Genomic DNA, 12,645 nt, shown 5'->3' with positions numbered 1-12,645 from the left:
TGCTCCCACGGCCGGACCGACGCGGACCGGCGGTGCCGGACGCGGGCAGGCGAACGTGCGCGAGGTCAGCGGCACATTCGGTGCGGGGTCATGACCTGACGGTAGACCGACGTCGGCGCCGCCCGCACCCCGGTTCTCAGGATGTGGGACCACATGTCGAGATCACGTGGCGTCCGGGGCGCTCGCGGGTGCCACCGGGGCGCTCGCCCCGAGATAACGCTCGCCCCAGCTCCCCAGGGCCCGCGCCACCTCGGCCAGCTCCGCACCGGCCGCGGTCAGGGCGTACGTGACGCGGGGCGGCACCTCGGCGTAGACCGTCCGGGTCACGATCCCGTCCGTCTCCAGCGCCCGCAGCTGGCGCGTCAACGTCTTGGCGGAGACCGGCCCCACGGCGCGCTGCAGCGCCCCGAAGCGCAACGGTCCCGGCTCCAGCTTCGACACCACCGTCAGCTTCCAGTCGCCGCCCGCGACGGCGACCCCGACCTCGATCGGGCACACGTCGGCGGCGCGTCGGACGGCCTCTCGCACGGCGATCACTTCCCTCGACGTCCCTTGGTGACAAGAAAGACCGTACTACCGCAGGGCGGCTGTTGTCCCTACCGTCGACAGCATGAAGGCACTGATCGTCTCCGCGGCGCCCTCGGGGCGCGCCCTGACCGCCGACCTCACCGCGACCGCCGCGTCGACACTGCGTGCGCACGGCCACGACGTGGACGTCCTCGACCTCGTGCGGCTCGGCTGGGACCCGGTCGTCGGCCCCGCGGACTACGGCGTCGACGAGCTCACCGCCCCGATCGGCGCGCACGCCCGGTGCGCCGCGGCGGACGGCCTGCTCGCCCCCGAGGTGTCCCGGCACCAGGCGCTGCTGCGGCGCGCCGACCTGCTCGTCCTGGTCTTCCCGCTGTGGTGGGCCGGGATGCCCGCGGTGCTCAAGGGATGGGTGGACCGCGTGTTCACCGAGGGGTTCGCCTACGGACTGCGCGACGCCGACGGCAACCCGCGCAAGTACGGCGACGGGGCGCTGGCGGGCCGACGCGGGCTCGTGGTGACCACGGCGGGCGACCGGCCGTCGTCGTTCGGGGCGCGCGGCGTCAACGGCCACATCGAGGACCTGCTGTTCCCGATCAACCACGGGATCTTCTGGTACACCGGCATCGCGCCGCTGGCGCCGTTGACGCTCCTCGGCGTCGACGCGCCGACGTGGGGCGGCGTCGAGGACGCGCGCGGTCGGGTGCGTCGCCGGTTCGCCGGGATCGAGACGGAACGGCCCCTGGCGTACCGGAGGCTCCTCGAGGACTACGACGGCGACCGCGAGCTGCACGCCCGGCTCGCACCCGGCCGGGGCGACCTCGCCATCCATCTCACGCCCGGCGTGCGGGACCGCCAGCCCGTGTGAGCGCTCGCCGCGACGCCGACGGCCCCCGCCCCGGCGGATGCGGGGGCGAGGGCCGTCGTCGAGCCGGCGCGGAGGTCAGTGGCTGTAGCCGGAGTCCTTGGCGCGCTGGATGGACCGCACGATCTCCTTCTCGGCGTCCTCGCGGCCGACCCAGTGGGCGCCCTCGACGGACTTGCCGGGCTCGAGGTCCTTGTAGACCTCGAAGAAGTGCTGGATCTCCAAGCGGTGGAAGTCGGAGACGTCGTCGATGTCCTGGCGCCAGGCGGCGCGCTGGTCACCGGTCGGCACGCACAGCACCTTGTCGTCGCCGCCGGCCTCGTCGCGCATGCGGAACATGCCGAGCGCCCGGCACTTGATCAGGCAGCCGGGGAACGTGGGCTCCTCCAGCAGGACCATCGCGTCGAGCGGGTCGCCGTCCTCACCGAGGGTGCCCTCGATGAATCCGTAGTCGTCCGGGTACCGCGTCGAGGTGAAGAGCATGCGGTCCAGGCGGATGCGACCCGACTCGTGGTCCACCTCGTACTTGTTCCGCTGACCCTTCGGGATCTCGATGGTGACGTCGAACTCCACAGTTCCTCCGCTCGTGATGCGTACGCGCGGTCCAAGTGTGCCATGCGAGCACGGCCCGGACCCCCGCGGAAGGCCCGCGCGGCGGCGGGAGGAGCAGGGCGGGCGGGGGGAGAAGCGGGGCGGGCGTGCGAGAATACGGGCGGAGAGAGCCTGCATGTGACCAGGTTCACGAGATCGGGGAGGGCGCATGGGGTGGCGGCTCGGTGTCGGCGCCACCGTCACGACCGCCCTCGCCCTGTTCGGCGGCTACCTCGTGGCCGACGCCTACGACGTCGTGCCCGGCATGGTCACGCTGGAACCGCCGCACTCCTCACCCGCGCCGTTCCCGTCGGTGCCCGGAGCGACGCCCGGGCCGTCGCCCGAGGTCGCCGTGCCCCCGCTCGACGACGACGCACCTGTCCCCGACGCCGCTGCGGTCGACGAGCTCGTCACCGCCCTCGTGGACGACAACCGGCTCGGCAACCGCGTCGGGGTGATGGTGTCCGACGCCGGTACGGGAGACGTCGTCGCAGCCTCCGGCGAGAACCGGCTCATGGTCCCCGCCTCCACCCAGAAGATCCTCACCGCCGTGGCTGCCCACGCCGGGCCCGGCGGCGAGGTCACGCTGCCCACGCGGGCGATGCTCCAGGACGACTCGCAGCTGATCCTGCAGGGCGGCGGCGACATGATGCTCGCTGCCGGCGCGGGCGACCCCGACGCCGTGAACGGACGCGCCGGTCTCGGCGACCTCGCCGACCAGGTCGTCGCCGAGATCGGGCTCTCCGGACGCGACACCGTCTCGCTCGCCGTCGACGACACCCTGTTCACCGGCCCGGACGTCGCCCCGACGGTCCGGGCCTCCGACGCCCGGGACGGGTACGTGGCACCGGTCGCGGCGCTCGCCGTCGACGTCGCCCGGCTCACCGACGACAAGTACGCCCAGCGGCAGGACGACCCCGCGCTGGCGGCCGCCGAGACCTTCGCCGAGCAGCTCGCCGACCGCGGGATCACCGTGACCGGCCAGATCACCCGGCAGGCGGCGCCGTCGTCGTCCCGGGAGATCGGCCGTGTCGACTCGGCGCCGCTGGGGGACATCGTCGACTACTTCCTCGTCGAGTCCGACAACACCCTCACCGAGGTCGTCGGGCGGCTCGTCGCGATCGACGTCGGCCTGCCCGGCTCGCTGGACGCCGCGATCGGCGAGGTGATGTCCCAGGTCGAGGCGCAGGGGGTCGACCTGACCGGGGCGGAGCTGACGGACCTCTCCGGGCTCGGGCAGGGCTCGAGGATGACCGCCACCCAGCTCGTCGACACCCTCGGGGTGGCCGTGCAGGAGCCCGCGCTGCGCGAGGCCGCCACCGGGCTGCCCGTCGCCGGCCTGGAGGGCACCCTCGCCGACCGCTTCCCGCCCGACTCCGCCGGCCGCGCCTACACCCGCGCCAAGACCGGCTCCCTGCCGGACACCCGGGGCCTGTCCGGCACGGTGGTGACCGCCGACGACCGGTTGCTGCTGTTCACGGTGCTCGCCGACCGCATCCCCGAGGGGCAGTCGTGGGGCGCCAACGTCATCATCGACGACTTCGTCGACGATCTCGCCGCCTGCGGCTGCAGCGCCGACGGACCCTGAGCGCCACGGATACGGTGGAGCGGTGACGACCCCGAGCGCCGACCTCGTCGACTGGCCCACCGCCGCCCAGATCGCCCGCCGCGTGGCCCGCCCCGGCCCGGTGGCCTCGCGCGCCCAGCTCGACGACCTCGTCGACGGCCTGCGCACCGCCGCCGCCGACGCCGTGCCGCACGTGCTGCGCGTGACCCGGATGCGGCCCGCCGGCGCCCGCACCGAACGGGTGCGCGACGCCGCCGGCCGGTTCACCCGCCGCGTGCGCACCGAGCAGCCCGACCTCGGCGACGTGCGCGTCGTCGACCGCGCCACGTGGGCGCAGGCCAACACCCGCTCCATGGCCGCGCTCACCGACCCCGTCCTCGCCGCGCTCACCCAGGACCGGCCCGTGGAGTCCGCGGCCGCACGCCTCGCCGGCGCCGCCGAGGTCGGCGGGCTGCTCGCCCTGCTGTCCTCGAAGGTCCTCGGCCAGTTCGACCCCTACGGGCCCGGACGCCCGAGTCTGCTGCTCGTCGCCCCCAACGTGCTCGCCGCCCAGCAGTCGCTGCGCCTCGACCCCCACGACTTCCGCCTCTGGGTGTGCCTGCACGAGCAGACCCACGCGCTGCAGTTCGCCACCGCGCCCTGGCTCGCCGACCACCTCGCCGGCCGGCTCGGCGCCCTCCTGTCCGACGTGACGTCGTCGTCCCTCGGCCTGAGCCGCGCACCCCTGCGCGACAAGCTCGCCCTCGTCGGCCGCACCGTCCTCGACGCCGTGCGCGGCGACCTCACCACGCCGCTGGACCAGGTGATCGGCCCCGAGCAGAAGCGCGAGCTCGCCGAGATCACCGCCGTCATGGCCCTGCTCGAGGGCCACGCCGACGTCATGATGGACGCCGTCGGCCGCCGCGTCGTCCCGACCGTCAGCACGATCCGGGCCCGGTTCGAGAAGCGGCGCGACGGCGAGGGCGCACCACGGTTCGACGTCGTGCTGCGCCGCATCCTCGGCATGGACGCCAAGCTCGCCCAGTACCGCGACGGCGCCGCGTTCGTGCGTGCCGTCAACGCCGACGTCGGCCGCGACGGGCTCAACGCCGTGTGGACCGCCCCCGAGAACCTGCCGAGCTCGCGGGAGATCGCCGACCCGCGCGCCTGGGTCCGCCGCGTCCACGGCTGACGCCGTGCCCCGCGTCGACGCGGCCCTCGCCGCCGCCCGCACCGCCGTCCGCCGCGAGCTGGCCGACCTCGGGCCCGACGACCTCGTCCTGGTCGCGTGCTCCGGCGGGCCCGACTCGCTGGCGCTCGCGGCCGCCGTCGCCCACGAGGCCCGGCGGGTGGGCCGGTCCGTGCGCTCCCGGGGGCATGCGGTGCGGGCCGGTGCCGTCGTCGTCGACCACGGGCTGCAGGCCGGGTCCGACGACGTCGCGGCGCGGGCCGCGCAGCAGTGCCGCGACCTCGGACTGGATCCGGTCGCGGTACGGGTCGCCGACGTGGTGCCGCGGGGCGAGGGGCTCGAGGCCGCCGCGCGGGACGCGCGCTACCGGCTGCTGGAGGACGTCGCCACCACCACCGGCGCGGTGACGGTGCTGCTCGGACACACCCTCGACGACCAGGCCGAGCAGGTGCTGCTCGGCCTGGCCCGGGGCAGCGGAGCACGGTCGCTGGCCGGCATGCCGGCCACGCGCGGGGTGTTCCGGCGTCCGCTGCTGGGGCTGCGTCGCGAGCAGACCGAGCGGGTCTGCGCCGTCGAGGGGCTGGTGCCCTGGCGCGACCCGACCAACGAACCCGGGCCGACGGCGCCGCTGCGGTCCCGCGTGCGCGGCCGGCTGCTGCCCGTGCTCGGCGAGGTGCTCGGTCCCGGCGCGGTCGAGGCGCTCGCCCGCAGCGCCGACCAGCTGCGCGACGACGCCGACGCGCTGGACGAGCTCGCCGCCGAGCTCCTGTCCGCCGCCCGGACCGCCGCGGCCGCGTGTGCCACGGCGGGGGGCGGCGACGAGGTGGTGCTGGACGTCGCCGTGCTGGCCGACGCCCCGGCGGCGCTGCGACGCCGGGCCCTGCGCGGTGCGGCGCTCGCGGTCGGCTGCCCGCCCGGTACGACGACGGCCCGCCACGTCGACGCCCTCGACGCGCTGGTCGTGGCCTGGCGCGGGCAGGGGGAGGTGCACCTGCCGGGCGATGCACGGGCCGCCCGGGCGTGTGGCAGGCTGTTCCTGCGACCGGCGTCGTCCGGCGCGCGCCCCCCTGCCACGCACCGTGAGGAGTGACCCACGTGGACCATTCGGACGTCGCCGGCGACATCGCCCACATCCTGCACACCGAGGAGCAGCTCGGTACCCGGCTCGACGAGATGGCCGCCCAGATCGACGCCGACTACGCGGGCAAGGACCTCCTCCTGGTGGGGGTGCTCAAGGGCGCCGTCATGGTGATGGCGGACCTGTCGCGCCGGCTGCACCACCCGCTGGAGATGGACTGGATGGCGGTGTCGTCCTACGGGTCGGGCACCAAGTCCTCCGGCGTGGTCCGGATCCTCAAGGACCTCGACTCCGACCTGTCGGGTCGCAACGTGCTCATCGCCGAGGACATCATCGACTCGGGTCTGACCCTGTCGTGGCTGGTGCAGAACCTGCGCTCGCGCGGGCCGGCGTCGGTGGAGATCGCGACGATGCTGCGCAAGCCCGACGCCGCGAAGGTGGAGGTCGACGTGAAGTACGTCGGGTTCGACATCCCCAACGAGTTCGTGGTCGGCTACGGGCTGGACTACGCGGAGAAGTACCGCAACCTGCCGTTCGTCGGGACGCTGTCCCCGCACGTGTACTCCTGACGAGGTGCACTCCTGACGCCCTGGGCGAACAGCGGCGGGAACTCTCCGCGGTCCCGTGTAGTTTCGTAGGTCGAACCACCGCCCGACCGAAGGGAAGCGGGGCAGCGCCCCGTCACGGATGAACTTCAAGAAGATCTTCAGCGGACCGCTCGTCTGGATCGCGCTCGGCCTCGTGCTGGTCGCGCTCGCCTTCTCGGCGTTCACGGGCGAGCGGATCGAGCGCGTCGAGACGTCGGAGGGGCTGGAGCTCCTCGCCGGCGACACGGTCGACCATGCGCTCGTCATCGACGGCGACCAGCGGGTCGAGCTCGAGCTCAGCGAGCCGTACGTCACCGACGAGGGCACCGACGACGAGCAGGACCACGGCGAGAAGGTCGACTTCTACTGGGTCCAGGCGCAGGGCGAGGACGTCGTGTCCGCCGTCGAGGGCGCCGACCTGCCCGAGGGCTACGACACCTACCTGCCGCAGCCGTCGTTCCTGGGCTCGATGTTCTCGTTCCTCATCCCGTTCCTGATCATCCTGCTGGTGTTCTGGTTCGTGCTGTCGCGCATGCAGGGCGGCGGCAACCGCATGATGGGCTTCGGCAAGTCCAAGGCCAAGGTGGTCAACAAGGACATGCCGCAGGTGACGTTCGCGGACGTCGCCGGGGTCGACGAGGCCGTCGAGGAGCTGCACGAGATCAAGGAGTTCCTCTCCGAGCCCGAGAAGTTCCAGGCCGTGGGCGCCAAGATCCCCAAGGGCGTGCTGCTGTACGGCCCGCCCGGGACGGGCAAGACCCTCATCGCCCGGGCCGTGGCCGGCGAGGCCGGGGTGCCGTTCTACACGATCTCCGGCTCGGACTTCGTCGAGATGTTCGTCGGCGTCGGCGCCTCCCGGGTCCGCGACCTGTTCGAGCAGGCCAAGAACAACTCCCCGGCGATCATCTTCATCGACGAGATCGACGCCGTCGGGCGGCACCGTGGCGCCGGCATGGGCGGCGGTCACGACGAGCGTGAGCAGACGCTGAACCAGATGCTCGTCGAGATGGACGGGTTCGACGTCAAGACGAACGTCATCCTCATCGCGGCGACCAACCGCCCCGACATCCTCGACCCGGCGCTGCTGCGCCCGGGCCGGTTCGACCGGCAGGTCGCCGTGGAGGCCCCCGACCTCAAGGGCCGCGAGCACATCCTCAAGGTGCACGCCCAGGGCAAGCCGATGGTCGAGGGGATCGACCTGGTCTCGGTGGCGCGGCGCACGCCGGGCTTCACCGGTGCCGACCTGGCGAACGTGCTCAACGAGGCCGCCCTGCTGACCGCGCGCAGCGGTGCACAGCTCATCGACGACCGCGCCCTGGACGAGGCGATCGACCGCGTGCTCGCAGGTCCGCAGAAGCGCACCCGGGTGATGAACGTCAAGGAGCAGAAGATCACCGCCTACCACGAGGGCGGCCACGCCCTGGTGGCGGCCGCCATGCGGTACACGGACCCGGTGACCAAGGTGACGATCCTGCCGCGCGGCCGCGCGCTGGGCTACACGATGGTGATGCCCACCGAGGACAAGTACTCGACCACCCGCAACGAGCTGCTCGACCAGCTCGCCTACGCGATGGGTGGCCGGGTGGCCGAGGAGATCGTGTTCCACGACCCGACCACGGGTGCGAGCAACGACATCGAGAAGGCCAGCTCGATCGCGCGCAAGATGGTCACCGAGTACGGCATGAGCGAGCGGGTCGGCGCCATCAAGCTCGGCCAGGGCAGCTCGGAGCCGTTCATGGGCCGCGACATGGGTCACCAGCGCGACTACTCGGAGTCCGTGGCCGGCACGGTGGACCACGAGGTGCGCAAGCTCGTCGAGGCCGCGCACGACGAGGCGTGGGAGGTGCTCACCGAGTACCGCGACGTGCTGGACGACCTGGTCCTGCAGCTCCTGGAGAAGGAGACGCTGAACCAGGCCGAGCTCGCCGAGGTCTTCGCCCCGATCACCAAGCGGCCGGCGCGGGACGTGTGGCTGTCCAGCGAGCAGCGCACCGTGCACACCCGGGGGCCGGTCATGACCGACGGGGAGAAGGCCGCCTTCTCGAGCAACGGCACGCCGGGCGGCCTGCCGCAGGACGAGGCCGCCGTCGTCGGGAACGTGGAGGCCGAGCAGGCCGCGACCCGGACCGACGTCGACGACCGCGTCTCGCGTGCGGGGGACGACACGAACGGCGCGACGGACCGCGAGGAGCCTTCGTGACCGACGCGGACCTCCCGCTGAGCCCCGTCTCGCTCGGGATGCGCCCGGCGGCCGACGTGCCGCCGTACGACGCCGAGCGTGCCGAGGCGGCGGTCCGCGAGCTGCTGCTCGCCGTCGGCGAGGACCCGGACCGGGAGGGCCTGCGGGACACGCCGGCCCGGGTGGCCCGCGCCTACCGGGAGATCTTCGCCGGGCTGCGTCAGGAGCCCGAGGACGTGCTGACCACCACGTTCGACCTCGGTCACGAGGAGATGGTGCTGGTCAAGGACATCGAGGTGTACTCCACCTGCGAGCACCACCTCGTGCCGTTCCACGGGGTGGCCCACGTCGGGTACATCCCGAGCACGGACGGGCGGATCACCGGCCTGTCCAAGCTGGCCCGCCTCGTCGAGGTGTACGCCAAGCGACCGCAGGTCCAGGAGCGGCTGACCACGCAGGTCGCGGACGCCCTGGTGCGGATCCTCGAACCGCGGGGCGTCATCGTCGTGGTCGAGTGCGAGCACCTGTGCATGTCGATGCGCGGGGTGCGCAAGCCGGGCTCGCGGACCGTGACCTCGGCGGTGCGGGGAGTCATGCAGAACGCGGCGACGCGTTCGGAGGCGATGAGTCTGATCCTGGGGCGGTAGGGCATGAGTGCACGCGACGCGGTCGTCGCCGGTCTTCCCGAGCTGTCCGGGACGGGTCGCTGCCTGGTCATGGGCGTGGTGAACATCACGCCCGACTCGTTCTCCGACGGCGGGGAGTGGTTCGAGCCCGACGCCGGGGTGCGGCACGGTCTGGACCTGCTCGCCGAGGGTGCCGACGTCCTCGACGTGGGCGGGGAGTCCACGCGGCCGGGGTCGGCCCGGGTGAGCGAGGACGAGGAGCTGGACCGGGTGATCCCCGTGATCGGCCGGCTCGCCGCGACGGGGGCCGTGGTGTCGGTGGACACCACCCGCTCCCGGGTGGCCGAGCGTGCGATCGCGGCCGGCGCCCGGATCGTCAACGACGTCTCCGGCGGGCTCGCCGATCCGGACATGGCCGGGGTGGTCGCCGCGACGGGCGTGGCGTACGTGGCCATGCACTGGCGGGGGCACAGCGACGTCATGGACGACCTGCAGCAGTACGACGACGTCGTGGCGGACGTGCGCGACGAGCTCGCCGCCCGCATGGCGGACCTGCACGACGCCGGTGTCGCACCCGAGCAGGTCGTACTCGACCCGGGTCTGGGCTTCGCCAAGGCGGGGTCGCTGAACTGGCCGTTGCTCGCCCACCTCGACGCCCTGCACGCGCTGGGTCGGCCCGTGCTGGTCGGTGCGTCGCGCAAGCGGTTCCTGGGTCACCTCCTGGCCGACGACGCCGCGAGCGGCGGGCTGCCCGCGGCTCCGCTCGAGCGGGACGACGCCACGGCCGCGGTCTCGGCGCTGGCGGCCCGGGCGGGGGCCTGGTGCGTGCGCGTGCACGCCGCACGTGCGAGCGTGGACGCGGTGCGGGTGGCGGCCGCCTGGGAGCAGGCGTACCGTGCGCTGCCGCAGGACGAACCGGGACGCACCGTGCGCCCGGACGACGAGCAGGAGACTTCGTGAGCGACGACGCCGTTCCCGGCCCCGACGGGCGCCCCCTGGACCGGATCCGCCTGACGGGCGTGACCGCGACTGGTCGGCACGGGGTGCTGCCCGCCGAGCGGGACGAGGGCCAGACGTTCGCCGCCGACGTCGTGCTGCACCTGGACACGCGGCCCGCCGCCGGGTCCGACGACCTGGCCGCGACGGTCAGCTACGCCGACGTCGCCGAGGACGTGCACGACGTCCTGGCGGGCGAGCCCGTGGACCTGGTCGAGACGCTCGCGGAGCGGATCGCCGCGGTCGCCCTGTCGTACGAGGCCGTGCAGGCCGTGGACGTGCGCGTCCACAAGCCGCAGGCGCCGATCTCCGTGCCGTTCGACGACGTCGTGGTCGAGGTCCGCCGGGATCGCGAGCACCTGCCGGTCGTGGAGGTGCCGTGGGCGGTGCAGCAGGAGGCGGCGGGCGCGACGCCGGAGCCCGCGCGGGACGCCGCGGTGCCGGAGCCGGTCGTCCCCGCGCCCGCCCCGGAGCCGGTGCACGCCCCGGTGCCGGCGCCGCCCCCGGCCCCCGTGCCGGCCCCGCTCGCGGCGGAGGGCGACGGTGAGCAGGCCGGCGCCGCGCAGGACGGTGACCCGCAGGAGGCGCCGGAGGAGCAGGACGGACCGACGGACGTCCTGGACCGGGCGCCGGAGGCGCCGGTCGAAGCGGTGCTGGCGCTGGGTGCCAACGTCGGGGACCCGCAGGGCACGCTGCGCGCGGCCGTCACCGACCTGGACCGCATCCCGGGGCTGCAGGTCATGGAGGTCTCGCCGCTGGCCCGCACGGCCGCCGTCGGGCCGGAGCAGCCCGACTACCTCAACGCGGTGCTGCTGGTGCGGACGACCCTGCCCCCGCGGGACCTGCTCGGCGCGTGCCAGGAGGTCGAGCTGCTCCACGGCCGGGTCCGCGAGGAGCGGTGGGGTCCGCGCACCCTGGACGTCGACCTGGTCCAGTACGGGGACCTCGTCGCCTCTGCCGAGGACCTGGAGCTGCCGCACCCGCGGGCGCGCGAGCGGGCGTTCGTGCTGGTGCCGTGGACGGAGGTCGAGCCCGACGCCGTGCTGGTCGGGCTCGGCGGCGGCCCGGTGTCGCAGCTCGCGGCGACCGCCCCGGACCGCTCCGGCATCCGGTGGCTGGCGCTCGACTGGTTGACGGAGCCGACGTCGTCGGGGGCCGTCCCGCAGGCGCCCTCGCGGCCTGTCCCGGCACAGCCGCCGTCCGGCGCGGTGCAGCAGCCGTCATCCGGCCAGGCGTCGGAGCCGCTGGCTCCCTCGCGGCCGCCGTCGCACCCCGTGCCGGCCCAGCCGCCGTCGACCGGGGCCCAGCGGTCCGCCGAGGCTCCGCCGCACGCGGCGCCTCCTCGTGACCAGGTCGAGGAGCCGGCGTCGGTCGAGCCGGCGCAGCCCGGGACCGGCGCGTACGTGCCGGAGGTGACGGCGTTCGCCCCGCCGGCCCCGTCGTCGGCGCCGGCCCCGGCGACCGCACCGCCCGCGGTCTACGCCGACCCGCTGCCCGAGCGTCAGGAGCCGCCGGCCTACGTGCCGGAGGCCCAGTCCCCGTCGAGCGTCCCCGGGTCCCTGCCCGAGCGGACGTCGGCCACGACGGACCGGACGGCGCAGCCGGCGGACCCGACGCCGCCCGCCGGGGCGACGCCGGCACCCGCGCCGTACGCGCCGCCCGCACCCGCGGCCCCACGGTCGGCCGAGCAGGCGACCGTGCCGGCGCCGCAGCAGCACCCCCAGCCGTACCGGCCGGAGCAGCACGGCGAGCAGTACGTCCCCGAGCCGCATCAGCAGGAGCAGTACCGGCCGGAGACGTACCAGCCCGAGCAGTACCGGCCGGAGGTGTACGAGCCGGAGACGTACCAGCCCGAGCAGTACCAGCCGGAGCAGCGCGCTCCCGAGCCGTACGCCCCGGAGCAGTACCGCCCGCCGCAGGGCCCGGCGGCGCACGCGCCGATCCCACCCGCTCCCGACGCCGAGCCGCCGGGACGCGCCTGACGTGCGTCGCACACGGGTCCGCACCCTGGCGCTCGTGGCGGTGGCGGTCGCTGCCGCCGGCTTCGGCCTGCTGCGGCTGCTGGAGTCGCGGGGCGTCTACGTGCCCGGCGCCGCCTGGGCCGAGGTGGTGGCGATCCTGCTGCTCGCGGCCCTGGTGCTCTGGGCGGGCTGGTCGGTGCGCAGCTATCTGCGCGGCGACAAGCCGGACCTGGACGCGTTGCGGGCGGCGCGCACGTTCGCGATGGCGAAGGCCGCCGCGTACACGGGGGCGCTGCTGGCGGGCCGGTACGTCGCCCACGTGCTGGTGGTGCTGCCGCAGCTCGACGTCGAGGCACGGCGCGACCAGGCGATCACGTCGGGAGTGGCCGCGGTCGTCTCGATCGGGCTGACGGTGGCCGGGCTGGTGGTGGAGAAGTTCTGCGAGATCCCGCCACCGGAGGACGACGACGGCACGGACGTGGTGCGGACCTGAGACGGT

General features: G+C 74.3%; 12 protein-coding genes. 10 read left to right on the top strand and 2 right to left on the bottom strand.

The features are described 5' to 3' along the window. Nucleotides 1-162: 162 nt before the first annotated feature. Nucleotides 163-528, bottom strand: coding sequence for a winged helix-turn-helix transcriptional regulator (locus HDG68_RS02505; RefSeq protein WP_172148897.1), 366 nt, complete (start codon nucleotides 526-528; stop codon nucleotides 163-165). Nucleotides 529-610: 82 nt separating this feature from the next. On the opposite strand from HDG68_RS02505, the gene HDG68_RS02500 reads away from it, so the two are divergent. Continuing rightward, on the top strand, nucleotides 611-1,396 hold the full coding sequence (locus HDG68_RS02500) for an NAD(P)H-dependent oxidoreductase (RefSeq protein WP_172148895.1): 786 nt from the start codon (nucleotides 611-613) through the stop codon (nucleotides 1,394-1,396). A 75-nt stretch (nucleotides 1,397-1,471) separates the two neighbouring features. On the opposite strand, the gene HDG68_RS02495 is transcribed toward HDG68_RS02500, so the two are convergent. After that, nucleotides 1,472-1,966 carry an inorganic diphosphatase gene (locus tag HDG68_RS02495; protein ID WP_172148893.1) on the bottom strand — a complete coding sequence of 165 codons (495 nt, stop codon included), beginning with the start codon at nucleotides 1,964-1,966 and terminating at the stop codon, nucleotides 1,472-1,474. 187 nt (nucleotides 1,967-2,153) lie between these two features. On the opposite strand from HDG68_RS02495, the gene HDG68_RS02490 reads away from it, so the two are divergent. From HDG68_RS02490 to HDG68_RS02450, 9 genes are all read left to right on the top strand, one after another. Further along, complete coding sequence (locus HDG68_RS02490) at nucleotides 2,154-3,572, top strand: D-alanyl-D-alanine carboxypeptidase/D-alanyl-D-alanine-endopeptidase (RefSeq protein ID WP_172148891.1); 1,419 nt, start codon at nucleotides 2,154-2,156, stop codon at nucleotides 3,570-3,572. A gap of 22 nt (nucleotides 3,573-3,594) precedes the next feature. Next, nucleotides 3,595-4,722, top strand: a complete 1,128-nt coding sequence (locus HDG68_RS02485; protein WP_172148889.1) for a zinc-dependent metalloprotease — start codon at nucleotides 3,595-3,597, stop codon at nucleotides 4,720-4,722. Between the two features lie 4 nt (nucleotides 4,723-4,726). Continuing rightward, nucleotides 4,727-5,809, top strand: a complete 1,083-nt coding sequence (gene tilS, locus HDG68_RS02480) for a tRNA lysidine(34) synthetase TilS (protein ID WP_172148887.1) — start codon at nucleotides 4,727-4,729, stop codon at nucleotides 5,807-5,809. Between the two features lie 5 nt (nucleotides 5,810-5,814). Continuing rightward, nucleotides 5,815-6,366, top strand: a complete 552-nt coding sequence (gene hpt / locus HDG68_RS02475) for a hypoxanthine phosphoribosyltransferase (RefSeq protein ID WP_172148885.1) — start codon at nucleotides 5,815-5,817, stop codon at nucleotides 6,364-6,366. A 118-nt stretch (nucleotides 6,367-6,484) separates the two neighbouring features. Continuing rightward, entirely contained in the window at nucleotides 6,485-8,584 is a 2,100-nt protein-coding gene (ftsH, locus tag HDG68_RS02470; protein WP_172148883.1) for an ATP-dependent zinc metalloprotease FtsH, read from the top strand. Nucleotides 8,585-8,622: 38 nt separating this feature from the next. Further along, complete coding sequence (gene folE / locus HDG68_RS02465; protein WP_172149155.1) at nucleotides 8,623-9,210, top strand: GTP cyclohydrolase I FolE; 588 nt, start codon at nucleotides 8,623-8,625, stop codon at nucleotides 9,208-9,210. 3 nt (nucleotides 9,211-9,213) lie between these two features. Next, nucleotides 9,214-10,149 (top strand): dihydropteroate synthase, encoded by a 936-nt coding sequence (gene folP, locus HDG68_RS02460; RefSeq protein ID WP_172148881.1) that lies wholly within the window; start codon nucleotides 9,214-9,216, stop codon nucleotides 10,147-10,149. Next, entirely contained in the window at nucleotides 10,146-12,167 is a 2,022-nt protein-coding gene (folK, locus tag HDG68_RS02455) for a 2-amino-4-hydroxy-6-hydroxymethyldihydropteridine diphosphokinase (RefSeq protein WP_172148880.1), read from the top strand. Before folP ends, folK begins: the two co-directional genes overlap by 4 nt. Before the next feature lies 1 nt (nucleotide 12,168). Beyond that, the gene (locus HDG68_RS02450; RefSeq protein WP_172148879.1) at nucleotides 12,169-12,639 is read left to right on the top strand and encodes a DUF3180 family protein; all 471 of its coding nucleotides are present in this window, start codon (nucleotides 12,169-12,171) and stop codon (nucleotides 12,637-12,639) included. Nucleotides 12,640-12,645: the final 6 nt, after the last annotated feature.

The sequence above is a fragment of the Isoptericola chiayiensis genome, assembly GCF_013149805.1.
Lineage (GTDB): Bacteria > Actinomycetota > Actinomycetes > Actinomycetales > Cellulomonadaceae > Isoptericola > Isoptericola chiayiensis.
This window is presented reverse-complemented; position numbering and strand designations above follow the sequence as displayed.